We start from the raw sequence: 16,701 nt of genomic DNA, 5'->3' as shown, positions 1-16,701 counted from the left end.
AATGAGGTTTGACGTGGCCACGAATGGTTGATATCAACCTGATGGAGAGGGAGCGCCTGCGCAGATAGGCCAGGGGGATCAGCATGCTTGCGAGCACCTATCTTTTCTTCGACGGAACCTGCGAGGAGGCCTTCACGCGCTACCAGCAGATCCTTGGCGGCCACATCACCGCGATGCTTCCTGCCCGCGGCACCCCGGCCGAAGCGGGTATGCCCCCCGGCTGGGGAGACAAGATCATGCACGCCTGCCTGGACCTCGGCGGGACGATGCTGATGGCCTCGGACGCACCGCCGGGCTGCGGCTCCCCACCGGGCGGCTTTTCCGTCAACCTCATGCCGGAAACGGCAGCGGAAGCGGAGCGCATCTTCGCAGCCCTTTCCGAAGGGGGCGCCGTGCGCATGCCACTGGAGAGCACCTTCTGGGCGGAGCGCTTCGGAATGCTCGTGGACCGCTTCGGCGTGCCCTGGATGATCAACTTCGCCGGTCAGGCCGCCGAGGGCGCCGCGACCTGCGCGCGCGAGGCCGAGACGGCTGGCTCCGCCTAGACGAGGAAGCCGGCGCGCAACGGGTCGCGCTCGTTCACGAAGATCGTGTTGATCCCATGGGTGCGCGCCCAGCCGGCGATGCTCGGCACGATCGCGGCGTGGTTGCCCACCACTGCCCGGTCCTCCACCCGGCCGTCGAAGAGCGTGCCGATGATGCTCTCGTGGATGAACTCGTCGCCCACGTCGAGCCTTCCGCGCGCGGCGAGCTGCGCCATGCGGGCGGAGGTGCCCGTGCCGCAGGGGGAGCGGTCCACCGCGCGATCCCCGTAGAAGACGGCGTTGCGGGCATGCGCCCTCGCATCCCGCGCCCGGCCCGTCCACATGACGTGGCTGACGCCGGCGATGGTGGCATCCTCAGGATGGACGACCGCGACGGCCGCGTTTACCCGCCGCCGTAGCTCCGGGCTCAGCCGCAGCACATCATCGGCCGAAAGGTCCTCGAGCCCCGCGAAGCCGGGCTGCGGCTCCACGATTGCGTAAAAATTCCCGCCGTAGGCAATGTCCACGCGCAGCCGGCCCATTCCCGGCATCTCCACCTCGACCTCCGGCACCGCGAGGAAGGAGGCGATGTTGCGGATGCGCACGCTGTCCACGTGCTCCCCGCGGCGCTCATAAGTGGCGACGATGCGCCCAGCCGGGGCGTCAAGGCGCAACTCCCCCTCTCGCACCGGGCTGGCCAACCCGTTCTCGATCGCCATCGTCACCGTGCCGATCGTGCCGTGCCCGCACATCGGCAGGCAGCCCGAGACCTCAATGAAGAGGATCGCAACGTCGCAATCCTCGCGCGTCGGCGGGTAGAGGATGGAGCCGGACATAACGCTGTGCCCACGCGGCTCGAACATGAGGGAGCGGCGAATCCAGTCGTGGTGGGTGAGGAAGTCCTGCCGCCGCTCGCTCATCGTCGCGCCGCGCAGATGCGGCGCGCCGCCGGTGACGAGCCGCACGGGATTGCCGCAGGTATGCCCGTCGATGCAGGAAAAGGTATGATCGCCGGGCGGCACCGGCGTTTCGATCTCCTGCATCCCAGACCTCCCCTACCGCGGGCTCAAGCTATAGGAGGGATCGGGCGGGAGGCACAGGCGGGGGCTTCAGACCTCAAAGCTCTCTCCCACCGCCGGTACGCGCACGCGGCCGGCCTGATCGCCCATCTCCCGCAGGAAGTCGTCCGGCGACTGCGCCAGGGGCAGGAAGGTGCGGTAGTGGCAGGGCAGCACGACCGGCACATCCGGCAGGAAGCGGCGCATGGCCAGCGCCGCGCCGCGCGCGCCCATGGTGTAGCGGTCGCCCATCGGCACCATCGCGACCTTCGGCCGGTACAGCTCGCCGATGATTGCCATGTCCGAGAACACGTCCGTATCGCCCATGTGATAGACCACCGGCTCGGAGGCCGACTTCGGCGAAATCACCACGCCGTTCGGCAGGCCGAGATTGTGCAGCACGCCGTTGGCATCCATCTCCGCCGAGGAGTGGAAGGCGATGGTGAGCGTGACGCTAAACTCGCCCTGGTCGGTCGTGCCACCCGTGTTCATCGAGTCCGTCGCCGCCACGCCCTTGCGGCCGAGATACTGGCACAGTTCGAAATTCGTCACGAGCTTTGCGCCCGTCGCCTTCGTGATAGCGACGGTATCGCCAACATGATCCGCATGCCCGTGGGTCAGCACGACATGGGTCGCGCCTTTCGAGGCATCCTCCACCGTTCCGGTGAAGCTCGAATTGCCTGTCAGGAAGGGGTCGATCAGCACGACGGACGATCCGAACTCCAGCCGGTAGGCCGAGTGCCCCAACCAGGTGATCTTCATGGCTGCTCCTTGCCGAAAGCTCCGCCCGATTTAGCGTAGTGCGGTAAGACGAGCCACCCTGCGGCGCCCGTCGGGCCTATCCCGCGTCGCTCCCCAGCTGTCCGACCTCATCCGGGCCGCCCGTTTCCTTCAGGATCGGGCTCTCGCCCAAGGTCTTGCCGCTGAATGCCCCGAGCACCAACGGATCGAGCCCTCCGCCCCCATGGGCAATCAACTGGTGCAGTTCATCCCGCATCACGCGGGTCCAGAAGGACCGGATGTGGTCCGCAATGCCCGCCCGGGCTTCCTCCGCCGGATAGGAGCGGAAGAAGTCCGCAATCCCGTTCGCCATGCGGGCCAGCTTCTCTTCCTTGTCGCTCACGCGCGCGCCGTCTCCTTCACGCGATCCATCCCATGGAAGACCGCCACCGCATCCCGCCGCGCCACCGCCACGAGGTTCATGTCGAGCGCCCGCGCACGAACGAGCGCGAGCGCCGTGGGCGCCGAGATCGCGACGAGCGTGCGCGCGCCCATGGCGGCCGCCTTCTCCACCAGCTCGAAGGAGCAGCGGCTGGTCACAACCACGAAACCCTCCGCCGCCGCGATGCCGCCGCGCATCACCGCGCCCACGAGCTTGTCGAGCGCGTTGTGCCGCCCGACATCCTCGCGCACCGCGCGCAGCGTGCCGTCGGCGCTGGCGAAGGCGGCAGCGTGCACCGCGCGCGTCTCGTCGTTGAGCGGCTGCGCGGCCTCCAGCGCCGCCAGCGCGCGCCGTATCGCGGCGGTGTCGATTATGGGCGCTGGCCCATCGGGACGTGCCGCCTGCGGCATCTGGTCCAGCTCCTCAATGCCGCAGAGTCCGCAGCCCGTACGCCCTGCGATGGAGCGGCGGCGCGAAAGATGCGCGCTGAGGTCCGAAGGGGCGAGCCGGATGTCGAGCCGCAATCCACGCTCCTCCTCAGCCACCCCCACCTCGCGGATGCCCGCGGCATCGGTGACGATCCCCTCCGTCAGGCTGAAGCCATAGGCGAAATCCTCGAGATCGCCCGGCGTAAGCATCATCACCGCGAAAGGAACGGAGGAGTAGACGAGGCTGACCGGCACCTCCTCCGGCACCGCGCGAATACCGGGGCGGAGGCTGCCATCTGCCCCCACCGCCAGCACCTCGGCGGGCCGGCTACTCGGCGGCAGGGACATCCAACCTCGCCTCGATGCGCTTCAGCCTCGTCTCGCCCTCGGCGAATTCCTCCTGCCAGGCGGAGGGCCGGTTCGTCCGGCGCACCTGCACGGCGGTCACCTTGTATTCGGGGCAATTGGTCGCCCAGTCCGAGTAGTCGGTCGTGATGACGTTGGCGCCCGTCGAGGCGTGGTGGAAGGTCGTGTAGACCACCCCCGGCTGCATCCGCTCGCTGATCCTGGCGCGCAGCGAGATGTCGCCGGAGCGGCTCTCGAGCGAGACCAGTTCCCCGTCCTCGATGCCCCGCAACTCGGCATCGAAGGGGTGGATCTCCAGCACGTCCTCCTCGTGCCAGCGGCTGTTCTCCGTCCGTCGCGTCTGCGCTCCCACGTTGTACTGCGAGAGGATGCGGCCCGTGGTCAGGACCAGCGGGAACTTGACCCCCGTTCGCTCATCCGTCGGCACGAACTCCGTGATCATGAAGCGGCCCTTGCCGCGCACGAAGCGGTCCACATGCATCATCGGCGTGCCCAGCGGCGCGTCCTCGTTGCACGGCCACTGAAGGGAGCCGACCTCCTCCAGCTTGGCGTAGGAAACGCCCGCGAAGCTCGGCGTCAGCCGCGCGATTTCGTCCATGATCTCGCCGGGGTGGCGGTAATTCATCGGGAAGCCGAGCGCGTTGGAGAGCGCCATCACCCCCTCCCAATCCGCGAGCCCACCCATCGGCGCCATCACCCTCCGCACGCGGTTGATGCGCCGCTCCGCATTGGTGAAGGTCCCATCCTTCTCCAGGAAGGAAGAGCCGGGCAGGAAGACATGCGCGTACTTCGCCGTCTCGTTGAGGAAGAGGTCCTGCACGATCACGCATTCCATCGCCACCAGCCCGGCGGTGACGTGCTTCGTGTCCGGGTCGGATTGCGCGATGTCCTCCCCCTGCACGTAGAGGCCCTTGAACCGGCCGCCCACCGCTTCATCGAGCATGTTCGGGATGCGCAGCCCCGGCTCGGGCGAGAGCGGCACGCCCCAGATCGCCTCGAACATCTCCCGCGTCGCGTCGTCCGAGACGTGGCGGTAGCCGGAGAACTCGTGCGGGAAGGAGCCCATGTCGCAGGCGCCCTGCACGTTGTTCTGCCCGCGCAGCGGGTTCACGCCCGCCCCGGGCTTGCCGATGTTCCCCGTGGCCATCGCGAGGTTCGCCATGGCCATGACGGTGGTGGAGCCCTGGCTGTGCTCCGTCACGCCCAGCCCGTAATAGATGGCCGCGGCACCACCGGTGGCGTAGAGCCGCGCCGCCTCGCGCAGCATCCGCGCCGGCACGCCCGTGATCGGCTCCACCGCCTCCGGCGAGTTCCGCTCCTGCGCGATAAAGCGCGCCCAGCTCTCAAACTCCGCGAGTTCGCAGCGTTCGCGCACGTAATCCTCGGCGACGAGCCCCTCCGTCACGACCACATGCGCGATGGCGTTGATCAGAGCGACATTGGTGCCCGGCAGCAGTTGCAGGTGATAGTCCGCCTCTACATGCGGCGTCCGCACGAGGTCGATGCGGCGCGGGTCCGCGACGATCAGACGCGCCCCCTCCCGCAGCCGCCGCTTCATGCGGGAGGCGAAGACCGGATGCCCGTCCGTCGGGTTGGCGCCGATGACGAAGATCACCTCGGCATCTGCCACCGAAGCGAAATCCTGCGTTCCCGCGGAGGTGCCGAGCGTCGTCTTCAGCCCATAGCCCGTGGGCGAGTGGCAGACGCGCGCGCAGGTATCGACGTTGTTGTTCCCGAAGGCCCCGCGGATCATCTTCTGAACAAGGAAGGTCTCCTCGTTCGTGCAACGGGAGGAGGTGATCCCCCCGATCGCGTCCGTCCCATAGTCCCGCTGGATCCGCCGCAGCTCGGAGGCCGCGTGCCTCACCGCCTCCTCCCAGCTCACCTGCCGCCAGGGATCGGTGATCCGCGTGCGGATCATCGGCTTCGTGATGCGGTCCTTGTGCGTTGCGTAACCGAAGGCGAAGCGCCCCTTGACGCAGGAATGGCCCTCATTCGCCTTGCCGTCCTTGTAGGGGACCATGCGGACGAGCCTGTCGCCCTTCATCTCCGCCTTGAAGGAGCAGCCGACGCCGCAATAGGCGCAGGTCGTCACCACCGAGTGCTCCGGCGTGCCCAGCGCCACGACCGACTTCTCGTTCAGCGTCGCCGTCGGGCAGGCCTGCACGCAGGCGCCGCAGGAGACGCATTCCGAACCCATGAAGTCCGTGCCGCCGGGCGAGACCTTCGAATCGAAGCCGCGCCCCTCCATCGTCAGAGCGAAGGTGCCCTGCACCTCCTCGCAGGCGCGGATGCAGCGCGAGCACGCGATGCACTTCGACGCCTCGAAAGTGAAGTACGGATTGCTCTCGTCCTTCGGCGCGTCGAGATGGTTCGCGCCGTCATAGCCGTAGCGCACCTCGCGCAGCCCGACGGCGCCGGCCATGTCCTGCAGCTCGCAGTCGCCGTTGGCGGAGCAGGTGAGGCAGTCCAGCGGGTGGTCGGAGATGTAGAGCTCCATTACCCCCCGCCGGCGCTTGGCAATAGCCTCGTTCTGCGTGTGCACCACCATCCCCGCCTCGACGGGCGTGGTGCAGGAGGCCGGGAAGCCGCGCCGTCCCTCGATCTGCACGATGCAGAGGCGGCAGGAGCCGAAGGGCTCCAGGTTGTCGGTCGCGCAAAGCTTCGGAACCTTCGTTCCCAGCGTCATCGCGGCCGCCATCACGGAGGTGCCCTTCGGCACCGCCACGGCCTGCCCGTCGATGGTGAGCGTCACGGTGTTCTCGGCCAGCCGGATCGGCGTGCCGAAGTCGGTTTCCTGGATCAGGGGCATGCGTCGATCCTCCTCACTCCGCCGCCTGGGGAAGGCGGCGGGTGGTGGCGTCGAAATCCTCCGGGAAGTGCTTCAGCGCGCTGCCCACGGGGATGGGCGTCAGCCCGCCCATGGCGCAGAGCGAGGCGTCGGTCATCACCTCCAGCAGGTCGTCCAGCACGGCGAAGTTCCTTGCCGTCTCGACGCCGGCGGTGATGCGGTCGATCACCTCCACGCCGCGCACGGCGCCGATCCGGCAGGGCGTGCACTTGCCGCAGCTCTCGGCCGCGCAGAACTCGAAGGCGAAGCGCGCCTGGCGCGAGAGGTTCACGCTGTCGTCGAACACCGTCAACCCGCCATGGCCCAGCAACCCGCCGGCGCGCGCGAAGGCCTCGTAATCCATGGGCGTGTCGAGCAGGCTCTCCGGGAAATAGGCGCCGAGCGGCCCGCCCACCTGCACCGCGCGGAAGGGCCGACCCGTCGCGGTGCCGCCGCCCCATTCCTCGATCACGGCGCGCAGCGGCAGGCCAAAGGGCAGTTCCACCAGCCCGCCCCGCCGCACGTTGCCGGCGATCTGCACCGCCAGCGTGCCGAGCGAGCGGCCGGTGCCGAAATCCGCATAGGCCTTCGCCCCGTGCTCCATGATCCAGGGCACGGCGGCGAAAGAGAGCACGTTGTTCACGACCGTCGGCTTGCCGAACAGCCCCTCGATGGCCGGCAGCGGCGGCTTGGCGCGCACCACGCCGCGCTTGCCCTCCAGCGAGTTCAGCAGCGAGGTCTCCTCGCCGCAGATATAGGCGCCTGCTCCGACGCGCACCTCCATGTCGAAGGCGTGGCCGGAGCCGCGGATGTCCTTGCCCAGCCAGCCCGCGCGCCGCGCCGCGAGGATCGCAGCGCGCATCGCCCGCACCGCGTGCGGGTACTCCGAGCGCGTGTAGACATAGCCCTTCGTCGCCCCCACCGCGACGCCCGCGATGGCCATCCCCTCGATCAGCAGGAAAGGATCGCCCTCCATCAGCATCCGGTCGGCGAAGGTGCCGCTGTCGCCCTCGTCCGCGTTGCAGACGATGTATTTGCGATCGGCCTCCGCCAGCCGCACCGTGTTCCACTTGATGCCCGTGGGGAAGCCCGCGCCGCCACGCCCGCGCAGCCCCGAAAGCTTCACCTCGTCGATGATCGCCTCGCCGCTCATCGCCAGCGCCTTCGCGAGCCCCGCGAAGCCGCCATGCGCGACGTAATCCTCGGCCGAGGCGGGATCGACGATGCCGCATCGTGCGAAGGTCAGCCGCGTCTGACCGGCGAACCAGGGGTGCTCTTCCGGCCGCCCGATCCGCAGCGGATGCGCGCCGCCCTCCAGCAGTCCAGCGTCGAGCAGCCCCGCCACGTCCGCCGCCCGCACGGGGCCGTAACCGATCCGCCCTTCCGCGGTCTCCACCTCCAGCAACGGCTCCAGCCAGACGGCGCCGCGCGATCCCGTGCGCACCACCTCCAGCACCACGCCACGTCGCGAGGCCTCAGCCCGCAGCGCGCGCAGCACGGCCTCCGCGCCAAGCGCCAGGGCAGCCGCGTCCCGTGGCAGATAGATCCGCGTCATGCGCGCCGCACCTCCGCCACAACCTCGTCCAGCGCCGCGTCGTTCAACCGCGCCATCGGCTCGCCATCCAGCAGCGCCGCTGGCGCGCAAGCGCAAAGGCCGAGGCAGAAGGCCGGCTCCAGCGTCAGGCTGCCATCGGCCGTGGTGCCGTGCCATTCCAGCCCGAGCCGCCGCATCAGCCCCGCCGAGAGCGCCTCCGCGCCCATCGCCTGGCAGGCCTCCGCCCGGCAGAGCTTCAGTACGTGCCGGCCGGGCGGGGTGGCGCGGTAGTCATGGTAGAAGGTGACGACGCCGTGCACCTCGGCGCGCGAAAGGTTCAGCGCCTCGGCCACCAGCGGCACGGCCTCGTGCGGCACGCAGCCGAACCTCTCCTGCAGCGCGTGCAGGATCGGCAGCATGGCTCCTTCAAGGCCCGCATGACCGGCGATGATCTCGCTGGCGACGGCATCATCCCAATGAGGAGTAGGGGCGGGGCCGCGCGAAAGGGTGGCGCCGGGCAGCATGCTTCGCCTTCAACTCCAGTTCTCTGAATCGCACGATTCTCCGGATCGATCCCCCCGGGATCAAGGCGCCATTTCCGTGCCGCGATAGAACATTCCTATCAAGGTGGCGTTGCGCCGCCCGCCAGCTCCTGCGCGGCCGTCATCAGGGCAGCGGTCAGGGGTGGCGTCGGGGCCTGTACCGGCACCACCAGCCCGATCCGGTACTCAGCATCCGGCGAGACCAGCGGGATGGCCTGGAGCCCGGCTGCGGAGCCAAGTGTGTTCGCTACGCTCTCGGGCAGCACCGTCATCCATTCTCCACTGCGAACATGGGCGATCAAGGCGACAATGGAGTTCGACTCAACGCTTGCCGCCGGCTCCACCCCGGCCTGTTGCATCAGCCGGTCCATGATCCGCCGGTTCTGCATGTCCGGCGTCAGCAGGCAGAGCGATTCTCCCGCCAACTCCGCCCAGGCCACCGAGGGCCGTCCACCCCAGCGCGAACCCGCCGGCACCACCAGCCGGTAGCGCTCGGTCGAGAGCGGCACACTCCGCACCGAGCCCAGCGGCTCGTTGCCGAGATAGGTGATGCCCGCATCCGCCTCGAAGCTCGCGAGCATGTCCACGATGGCCTCCGAGGTGTGGGAGAGGATGGTGAAGCGGATCCCCGGGTTGCGCCTGCGGCAGGCGAGCGTCAGCAGCGGCACCAGCGCCAGGGCCGTGGGGACCACCGCCAGCCGCAGGTGTCCGGCCAGCCCGCCGCGCGCCACCTGCAACTCCTGCCGCATCGCCCGCGCGTCGGCCAGCATCCGCTGGCCCCAGGCGACAACCTTCTCCCCCTCCGGTGTCAGCCGCTGGAAGCGTGAGGAGCGGTGCACCAGCAGCACCCCCAGCTCCGCCTCCAGCCCCTTGATCCCCGCTGAAAGCGTCGGCTGCGCCACCCCGCAGGCCTCGGCAGCGCGCCGGAAGTTCCGCTCCCGCGCGACGGCGACGAGGAATCCGAGCTTGTCGAGCATGCATCCTCCCGCCGGGCATGAGAGGGGCGCCCGCCAGGGCTGGCAAGCGGCACCGAGGGCTGGCCGCCTGACCGCCCGGGGCTATGGTCCCACCCGGATCAAGGACCAGCCTATGAAGCGCCGCGCTCTCCTCTCTCTCGCCGCCCTCGCGCCCGCCGCCCCGCGCGCCGCCCGCGCCCAGCCCCGCTGGTCGCCGGACGGGCCCGTGCGGCTGGTCGTGCCCTTCGCCCCTGGCGGCTCGCAGGACGTGCTGGGCCGCCTCCTCGCCCAGGCCGCCGGCCCGATCCTCGGGCAGACCGTGGTGGTGGAGAACCGTGCCGGCGCCGGCGGCGTGCTGGGCGCCGAGGCCGTGGCCCGCGCCGCACCGGACGGCCAGACGGTCCTCCTCGCGACCGCCGGCCAGCTCACCATCGCCAAGGCCATCGGCCGCCACCTGCCCTACGACCCGATCGCCGACTTCACCCCGGTCCTCCATCTCAGCGACAGCCCGGTGGCGCTGCTCGCCGCCCCGCAGCTGAATGTCACCGACGCCCAGGGCCTGCTGCGCCTGGCGCGCGAGGTAACGCGGCCGCTGCCCTATGCTTCCACCGGCATCGGCACGAACACCCACCTTATCATGGAGGATCTGAAGGCGCGCGAGCACCTCAACCTCGAGCACGTACCCTACCGGGGCGCAGCGGGGGCCTTCAACGATCTCGCGGCCGGACGGATCGCAACGATGTTCGTCTCCGTCCCATCCGTGCTCGCCGCCGGCGGGGCGCAGTTCAAGGTGGTGGCCGTCACTTCCCGCGAGCGCTTCCCCGCCACGCCCGACATTCCCACCCTCATTGAATCCGGTGTGCCGGATTTCGACGCGAGCATCTGGACCGGCCTTTCCGCCCCCGCCCGCACCCCGGCGCCGGTCGTCGCTCGCCTGACGGAGGCCTTCCGCCAAGCCATGGCCACCGACCTCGTCCGCTCCCGCCTGGACGTGCTCGGCGTCACTCCCAACGGCGCCGATGGAGCGGCCTTCGGCGCCCTCCTGCGGGACGACCTCGCTCGCTGGACCCGCGTCGCCGCACCCCTCGACATTCGCCTCGACTGAACCGGTTCAGGCCCGCCCGTATCCGGCCGCGAGCGCATTCTCGATTCCCGCGGGATCCAGCCCATCCAGCAGCGGGTTCCGCCGAAGGTCGCGCCCCCAGAGCGCCTCCAGCGCCATAACCACCGCCTCCGTCACCGGCATGGTGATCCCCCGCCCGCGCGCGAGCCAGAGATAGAAGGAGAGCCCGTAGGGCACGTCCTCCGTCACGTAGCGCGTCTCCATCTCCGCCGGGCCCAGCACCGCGCCCCGCGTCTCCGCGATTCGCGCCGCCATCCCTGCCAGCGGCCCGAGCGGCACACCATTCGCCCGGTGCAGCGATTCCTCGAGGCTCAGCACCGGGAAGCCGAAGCACGCCGCCAGCGCCGCGCGCTCATCCGCCAGCGCCTCCATCATCCGGCAGGCGGCAGGCGTCATCAGCCCGTACTGCGGCCACTCCTCCGCCCGCTCGATCCGCGTGACGTTCGTCAGCGCCAGCACGGCGTGGATGATCGGGTTGGCATTGCCGATTCCCGCGCCCAGCACGCCGGTCGCCGGGCTCGCATGGCCGAAGAGCGCGGTCGCCAACGCCCCCATTGCCGACGCGTCGCCCTCCGGCACCGCCGCCACATCCACGGCTGCCCGCACCGCCGCGACGAGAACCCGCCCCGGCCCCCGCCGCCGCGCCGTGGCGGGCGTGGTCGCCATGGCCCCGATCGGGGCGCGCCGCGCCGATACGCCCCGCGCCGCCAGCATCCGGTCCAGCGCCAGCGGCGCGAGCGAGGCCGCGGGCGAGATCAGCAGCGGCAGCGCCGCCGGCAGCGCCGCCGCGACCCGTGGCAGCAGGTCCGGAAAGGCGTAGGCCGGCACCGCCAGCAGCGCGACCTCCGCCCCGGCCAGTGCCTCCGCCAAGTCCCTTGCCACCCCCAGCGGAAAGCGCCCGGTGAGCGCCCCCTCCGCCTCCATTCCGCCCTCGATCCCCTCCGTGCCGCGGCCGGAGGGCGACCAGATCGTCACCTCATGCCCGCGCGAAGCCGCCAGCACCGCCGCCGCCGGCCCCACCGCGCCCGCCCCCAGCACGCTCAGCCGCATCGCCTATCCTCCTCGCCGAGACCGCCGACCAGAACCCGCCCGATCGCAAGCCCACCTTTCCGCCCCGGCCCGGTTCCTGCCTAATCTTCCGCCGATCCCGCTGGAAGCACCGTCCCATGACCATCCCGCGCCGCAGCGCCCTGATGATCCCCGCCGCCCTCGGCCTCTCCCCAGCCGCCCGCGCGCAGGCCCCGGCCCCCGCCGACCCCTGGCCCAACCGCCCCGTCCGCATCATCGTCCCCGCGCCGGGCGGCGGCGGCACCGCCGACACCCTCGCCCGCATCTTCGCGCAGGAGATGGAGAAGCGCGTCAATCAGCGCGTCCTCATCGACAACCGCGGCGGTGCAAACGGCAATATCGGTGCCCTCGCCGGCGCGCGCGCGGCGCCGGACGGCTACACCATCCTTTGGTCCTGGGCCGGGACGATGGCCACCAACCCTGCCCTCTACAAGGACCTGCCCTTCGACCCCGAGCGCGACTTCGATCCTGTCATCCTCGTCGGCAACGTCCCCAACGTCCTCGTCGTGAATAAGGAACTCGGCCCGCGCACGCTGGATGATTTCGGCGCCTATGCCCGCGCCCACCCCAATGCCATCAACTTCGGCTCCACCGGCAACGGCTCCTCGATGCACCTGGCGGGGGAACTCTACAAATCCCTCACCGGCGCGCAGATGACGCACGTGCCCTACACCGCGCCCGCCGCCGCCGTCACGGACCTGCTCTCCGGCCGCATCCAGGCGATGTTCAACCTCATCACCGGCGTTGCGCCCCAGGTGCGCGCGGGCGCGGTGACGCCCATCGCCGTCCTCGCGCCAGAACGCGCCCCGCAATTGCCGGAAGTGCCGACCACCGCCGAACTCGGCATGCCCGGCCTCGTCTTCGGCACCTGGTTCGGCCTCTTCCTGCCGAAGGGCACCGACCCCGCGCTCCTGCAGCACATCAACACCCTCTCGAACGAAGTCCTGTCCGACCCCGAGGCGCGCGCTCGCTTCGAGGCGGCCGGCATGGCAACCTTGGGCGGTGGGCCGGAACGGCTGGCGACCTTCCTGCACTCGGAAATCGAGAGCCACGCCGCGCTGGTGCGGGCCTCGGGCGCGCGGAACGAGTGATACACGCCGGGCCCTGTTGCCATGGGTGACTCCGGGGAGAGGAAGAAGGAATTCTTCCTCTCCCCGGGCCCCTCACCATCATCTTCTTTTTCGAGTTTGAGTCACCCTCCGGCCGGTGCGTCTCGGGTCACTGACCCGAGGCGACTGCACGCACAGGAAGGGCGCCAAGAGGAAACCTCCCTCCGATCGCCGCGTCCGCGAAACCAGATGGAGATCCAAGGGCCTCAGGCCCTTGGCAGGCGAGGTCCGGAGAGGGCAGGGGCCGCCCAGCGCCAACCTCAATCGCCCCGAAACATCGCCTACTTCTCCGTCTCGCCCAGCGACTGCATCAGCCGGTTCGCATTCGCGAACATCGCGATGGAGTGGATGAGGTCCAGCACTTCCAAGTCATCCATCCCAACCGCCCGCAGCGGCTTCAGATCGGCGACGGTGACCGCGCCCGGCGTCAGCGTCAGCTTCTCGCTGAAATCCGCGATGGCGCGGCGACGCGGGTCCGTCTCCACGGCGTGGCCCTCGTCCAGCACGCGCTGCATCGCCTCGCGCTGCTTCGAGAGTTCCGTGAACCGCCGCGCATGGACCGATGTGCAGTAGACGCAGCCGTTCGCCATGGAGACGACGGCGGTCGAGAACTCGCGGTCCGCGCGCGGCAGCCCGCGCGGCGCGTACATCACGCTGTTGAACAGCGCCCCGCGCTCTCCGAGCGAAGCCGGGTCCTGCGCCAGCGTCAGGAAGTAGGTGGAGCGCCGCTGCGCCGGCGGGCAGGCCTCCAGCGCGGCCAATTGCGCGGGCGAGGCGGTCTCGGCCTGCACGGGCGGGATGCGCGGCGTCCAGCCCACCTCCTCCATCGTGAAGCGGCTCATGCGGCGGCCTCCCCCTGCATGGCGCGCAACCCGGCGATCAGCCGCACCTGATAGGGCACGAAGGAGACGAGCTGCGTCACCGCCACGATGTCGCGCGGTGTCAGCCCCATGGCGGAGAGCGCGTCGATCGTCTCCTGGCTCACTGTCGCTGGCTTGGCGGCCACCATGTCGGCGTAGCGCAGCAGCGCGGGCAGGCGCCCTTCCATCACCCCGTCCGAGAGATCCTCGGCCAGCATGATCGCCTCCTCCGCGCCCGCCTTCTCCAAGAGCGCGTGGAACCGGGCGGCAAGCGCCTTATCGCCCTCCCGCAAGGCCACGCGCAGCGCGAGGGCCGCGCGCTCGGTGTGGGACACATTGCCGGCGTCTTCAGGCATCAGCAGCTCGCGATAGGCGCCCTCCGCGTGGCGCAGCGCCTCCGGCCGCCGGCGGCGCAGCTCCGCGAGCGGCGAGCCAGGGGCGATGCCGAGGATGTCCTCGACAAGATCGTCAGGATTCACGCCGCCACCTCCCTCTCAGGCCACTCGTCGCCCAGCAGCTCGGGCGTGTCATAGGCTACCAGCCGCTCGAAATGGGTCTCGCGATCCTCGACGAACAGGGCGGCCGCGATCGCGCGCGACAGCCGCTGCGCCCCGGCGGAGATGGCGGGGATGTCGCCCGTCAGCTTCCCGTGGCTGAGCGTCGCCGGGTAGTTGAAGGCGTGGATGCGCGACAGCGCCGAGCACTCCCCCAGCACCTTCTCCTGGAAGGCGAAGTCGGGCGCGAGGTCGGGGGAGGTCGCCAGCTCCTCGCTCTCCTGCCTCGGCGGCTGCGGGAAGCGGTCGCGCCAGAGGCGGATATGCGGCGCGATCAGCGCTAGCTCCGGCCGCTCCTCAAGTGCCACGCGGAAGCCCGTCGCGAAGATAACGAAGTCGAGCGCGAATTCGCCCCCCGCTGTCTCCAGTACCACGCCGCGGCCTTCCTCGCGCAGCCCCGTCACGGGGCAGCCGAGGTGCAGATAGGCGTGCGGGTGGCGCGAGACGCGCATGGTGCTGTCCCGCGGCGGCGGCGTCTGGGCTGCGCCCGCGTAGTGGAGAAAGCGCCACTTCCACTCGTCCGGCAGGCCGGCGAAGCCGTGCACCACGCCCTGGCTGCCGATGCCCGTGAATTTGTTCACCCGCGGCAGCACTGCGCGCCGGACGAACATGTGCAGCGACGAAGCGCCCACCTCCAGCGCCGTTGCCGCATTGTCCATGGCCGAAGCGCCCGCGCCCACGACGCCGACACGCTTGCCGCGCAATTGCGCGAAGTCGATCTCTTCCCGCGAATGCGCCCAGAAGCGGTGGTCCACCCCCCGTGCCATCTCCGGCACGAAATGCCCGCCTAAGCCGTCACGCCCGCTCGCCAGCACCAGCCGGCGGCAGACGAGGCTCTCCCCGTGCGCGAGGTCGAGCTCGATCATCCCGTCCTCGCGCGGCCGGATGAGGGAGACCTCCACCCCGTTCCGCACCGGCACGGCCATCACGCGGCGGTACCAGTTGAGGTAGTCCATCCACATCCCGCGCGGAATCTTGCCCAGATCCTCCCAGGCCGCCGCCCCGTGCTGCGCCTCGAAGAAGGCGCGGAAGGTGAGGGAGGGTAGTCCGAGCGCCGGCCCGGCCAGCCCCTTCGGGGAGCGCAGCGTCTCCATCCGCGCATAGGTCACCCAGGGCCCCTCCTGGCCCTCCACCGCGCGGTCCAGCACGCTCACGCGCTCGATCCCGTCCAGCCGCAGCGCGGTCGCCGCCGCGAGCCCCGCCATTCCCGCGCCGATGACGGCCACATCCACCACCGGCCGCCCTTCCGCGAGCCGTTCCGGCACCCAGGGCTTGGCGGGCAGCTCCAGGTATTCCAGATCCTGCCGCAGCCGCGCCTCCAGCGCCGGCAACCCGATCCCGCTCACGGCAGCGCCTCCATGCGTCGTTGCACCATGGCCTTCCAGGGCGCCTCGTCCGGGGCGGAGGCCAGCAGCGCCGTCCAGGCCTCCCGCGCCTTCTCCGGCCGCCCCGCCTGCGCCTCGGCGAGGCCAGAGAGGAAGCGCAGGCCCACATGGTCCGGCGCCAGGCGCACGGCATCCGCCAGGAAAGCCGCTGCCTTGTCCGTCTGGTTCGCCTCGATCAGCACCTGTGCCAACTGAGCCGCGATCTCGGGATCGAACCCGCCGCGCAGCACCTCGACATAGGCGGCGGCCGCCTCCTCCAGCCGGCCGCGGCTGCGCTGGGCATCCGCCATCAGCATCCAGCCCTGCCGCGCGGCGGGGCTGCCCGGCGGCATCGCCGTGAGCCGCGCGCGAAGCTGCGCCAGCAACGCGTCGTCCCGCGCCGCGGAGTCCCGCCGCTCCGCGAAGGTGGCGGAAGGCATCGCCGGCACGCCGCTCATGAAATAGAGGGCGAAGGCGATCGCCGGCACCGCCACCAGCCCCGCGATCAGCGCCCCGCGCCCGCCCGCCTTCACCGCCTGCGGCTCTGGCACCGAAAGCAGGCGCCGCTGCACCTCCAGCAGCGCCGCCGCATAGGCCGCCTCGTCCAGCCGTCCCAGCGCCTTGTCCCGCTCCAACTCCGCCATCTGCGCGCGGTAGAGCGCCCGGTCGGCCGAGCCGCGGTCGAGCGCCCGCGCCGGCCGCACCATCGCCCAGGCGAGCGGCAGCAGCGCGAGAAGCGCCAGGGCCGCCGCGAGAAGCCAGATCAAGGATCGTTCTCCAGCGCCGCGAGCCGGGCGCGCTCGGCCTCCGTCAATGGCGCAGGTCCGCCGCGCACCGCGCTCCGGCGGCGCATGAGGAACAGCGCCAGCCCCGCCCCGCCCAGCACAAGCACCGGTAGCGCCCAGAGCGGCGCCGTCACCAGGTTCAGCGGCGGCCGCAGCAGCACGAAGTCGCCGTAGCGGGCGTGGATGCCCTCGATGACCTTCTCGCTCGGCTCGCCCGCTGCGACCCGCTCGCGCACCAGACGCCGCAGGTCGCGCGCGAGGTCGGCCTCGCTGTCCTCGATGGACTGGTTCTGGCAGACCATGCAACGCAGCTCGCGCCCGATCTCCTGCGCGCGGGCCTCCGCCGCCGGGTCCGGCAGCATCTCGGCCGGGCGGCCCACCGCCCAGGCCGGGGACGCCAGCGCCAGACCCGGCACCAGCAGCATTGCGAAGAGCGCC

The 16,701-nt window shown here is 70.5% G+C and carries 17 protein-coding genes; 3 read left to right on the top strand and 14 right to left on the bottom strand.

Features of this window, described 5'->3' with window-relative positions; all coding sequences use genetic code 11:
• Window positions 1-83: 83 nt before the first annotated feature.
• The gene (locus tag D9599_RS03120; RefSeq protein ID WP_198379765.1) at window positions 84-545 is read left to right on the top strand and encodes a VOC family protein; all 462 of its coding nucleotides are present in this window, start codon (window positions 84-86) and stop codon (window positions 543-545) included.
• Here D9599_RS03120 and D9599_RS03115 read toward each other — a convergent pair.
• From D9599_RS03115 to D9599_RS03080, 8 genes are all read right to left on the bottom strand, one after another.
• Window positions 542-1,567: a 4-hydroxyproline epimerase gene (locus D9599_RS03115; protein ID WP_198379764.1), complete on the bottom strand. Its 1,026-nt coding sequence runs from the start codon at window positions 1,565-1,567 to the stop codon at window positions 542-544. The two genes, D9599_RS03120 and D9599_RS03115, sit on opposite strands and share 4 nt — an antisense overlap.
• Window positions 1,568-1,633: 66 nt before the next feature.
• Window positions 1,634-2,344 carry a metal-dependent hydrolase gene (locus tag D9599_RS03110; protein ID WP_198379763.1) on the bottom strand — a complete coding sequence of 237 codons (711 nt, stop codon included), beginning with the start codon at window positions 2,342-2,344 and terminating at the stop codon, window positions 1,634-1,636.
• 76 nt (window positions 2,345-2,420) lie between these two features.
• Complete coding sequence (locus tag D9599_RS03105; RefSeq protein WP_309228523.1) at window positions 2,421-2,705, bottom strand: formate dehydrogenase subunit delta; 285 nt, start codon at window positions 2,703-2,705, stop codon at window positions 2,421-2,423.
• A complete protein-coding gene (gene fdhD, locus D9599_RS03100) occupies window positions 2,702-3,520 on the bottom strand; it encodes a formate dehydrogenase accessory sulfurtransferase FdhD (RefSeq protein ID WP_198379762.1) in 819 nt (272 codons plus the stop codon). Before fdhD ends, D9599_RS03105 begins: the two co-directional genes overlap by 4 nt.
• Window positions 3,501-6,350, bottom strand: coding sequence for a formate dehydrogenase subunit alpha (gene fdhF, locus D9599_RS03095; RefSeq protein WP_198379761.1), 2,850 nt, complete (start codon window positions 6,348-6,350; stop codon window positions 3,501-3,503). Before fdhF ends, fdhD begins: the two co-directional genes overlap by 20 nt.
• 13 nt (window positions 6,351-6,363) lie before the next feature.
• Entirely contained in the window at window positions 6,364-7,923 is a 1,560-nt protein-coding gene (locus D9599_RS03090) for an NADH-quinone oxidoreductase subunit NuoF (RefSeq protein ID WP_198379760.1), read from the bottom strand.
• Complete coding sequence (locus D9599_RS03085; protein WP_198379759.1) at window positions 7,920-8,426, bottom strand: formate dehydrogenase subunit gamma; 507 nt, start codon at window positions 8,424-8,426, stop codon at window positions 7,920-7,922. Before D9599_RS03085 ends, D9599_RS03090 begins: the two co-directional genes overlap by 4 nt.
• A 98-nt stretch (window positions 8,427-8,524) precedes the next feature.
• Window positions 8,525-9,421, bottom strand: a complete 897-nt coding sequence (locus D9599_RS03080; RefSeq protein WP_198379758.1) for a LysR family transcriptional regulator — start codon at window positions 9,419-9,421, stop codon at window positions 8,525-8,527.
• Between the two features lie 112 nt (window positions 9,422-9,533).
• On the opposite strand from D9599_RS03080, the gene D9599_RS03075 reads away from it, so the two are divergent.
• Window positions 9,534-10,505 (top strand): tripartite tricarboxylate transporter substrate binding protein, encoded by a 972-nt coding sequence (locus D9599_RS03075; protein ID WP_198379757.1) that lies wholly within the window; start codon window positions 9,534-9,536, stop codon window positions 10,503-10,505.
• Between the two features lie 6 nt (window positions 10,506-10,511).
• Here the strand turns inward: D9599_RS03075 and D9599_RS03070 are convergent, their stop codons facing one another.
• On the bottom strand, window positions 10,512-11,573 hold the full coding sequence (locus D9599_RS03070; protein WP_198379756.1) for an NAD/NADP octopine/nopaline dehydrogenase family protein: 1,062 nt from the start codon (window positions 11,571-11,573) through the stop codon (window positions 10,512-10,514).
• A gap of 116 nt (window positions 11,574-11,689) precedes the next feature.
• On the opposite strand from D9599_RS03070, the gene D9599_RS03065 reads away from it, so the two are divergent.
• Window positions 11,690-12,682: a tripartite tricarboxylate transporter substrate binding protein gene (locus tag D9599_RS03065; RefSeq protein WP_198379755.1), complete on the top strand. Its 993-nt coding sequence runs from the start codon at window positions 11,690-11,692 to the stop codon at window positions 12,680-12,682.
• A 299-nt stretch (window positions 12,683-12,981) separates the two neighbouring features.
• On the opposite strand, the gene D9599_RS03060 is transcribed toward D9599_RS03065, so the two are convergent.
• The 5 genes from D9599_RS03060 to D9599_RS03040 are packed head-to-tail and all read right to left on the bottom strand — an operon-like array spanning window position 12,982 to window position 16,688.
• Entirely contained in the window at window positions 12,982-13,542 is a 561-nt protein-coding gene (locus D9599_RS03060; protein ID WP_198379754.1) for a peroxidase-related enzyme, read from the bottom strand.
• Complete coding sequence (locus D9599_RS03055) at window positions 13,539-14,039, bottom strand: CMD domain-containing protein (protein WP_198379753.1); 501 nt, start codon at window positions 14,037-14,039, stop codon at window positions 13,539-13,541. Before D9599_RS03055 ends, D9599_RS03060 begins: the two co-directional genes overlap by 4 nt.
• On the bottom strand, window positions 14,036-15,460 hold the full coding sequence (locus tag D9599_RS03050) for an NAD(P)-binding domain-containing protein (protein ID WP_198379752.1): 1,425 nt from the start codon (window positions 15,458-15,460) through the stop codon (window positions 14,036-14,038). Before D9599_RS03050 ends, D9599_RS03055 begins: the two co-directional genes overlap by 4 nt.
• The gene (gene ccmI, locus D9599_RS03045) at window positions 15,457-16,245 is read right to left on the bottom strand and encodes a c-type cytochrome biogenesis protein CcmI (protein ID WP_198379751.1); all 789 of its coding nucleotides are present in this window, start codon (window positions 16,243-16,245) and stop codon (window positions 15,457-15,459) included. The genes D9599_RS03050 and ccmI overlap by 4 nt, the downstream gene beginning before the upstream one ends.
• The gene (locus D9599_RS03040; RefSeq protein ID WP_198379898.1) at window positions 16,242-16,688 is read right to left on the bottom strand and encodes a cytochrome c-type biogenesis protein; all 447 of its coding nucleotides are present in this window, start codon (window positions 16,686-16,688) and stop codon (window positions 16,242-16,244) included. Before D9599_RS03040 ends, ccmI begins: the two co-directional genes overlap by 4 nt.
• Between the last annotated feature and the right edge of the window lie 13 nt (window positions 16,689-16,701).

It is taken from the genome of Roseomonas sp. KE2513, from assembly GCF_016107305.1.
GTDB lineage: Bacteria > Pseudomonadota > Alphaproteobacteria > Acetobacterales > Acetobacteraceae > Roseomonas.
This window is presented reverse-complemented; position numbering and strand designations above follow the sequence as displayed.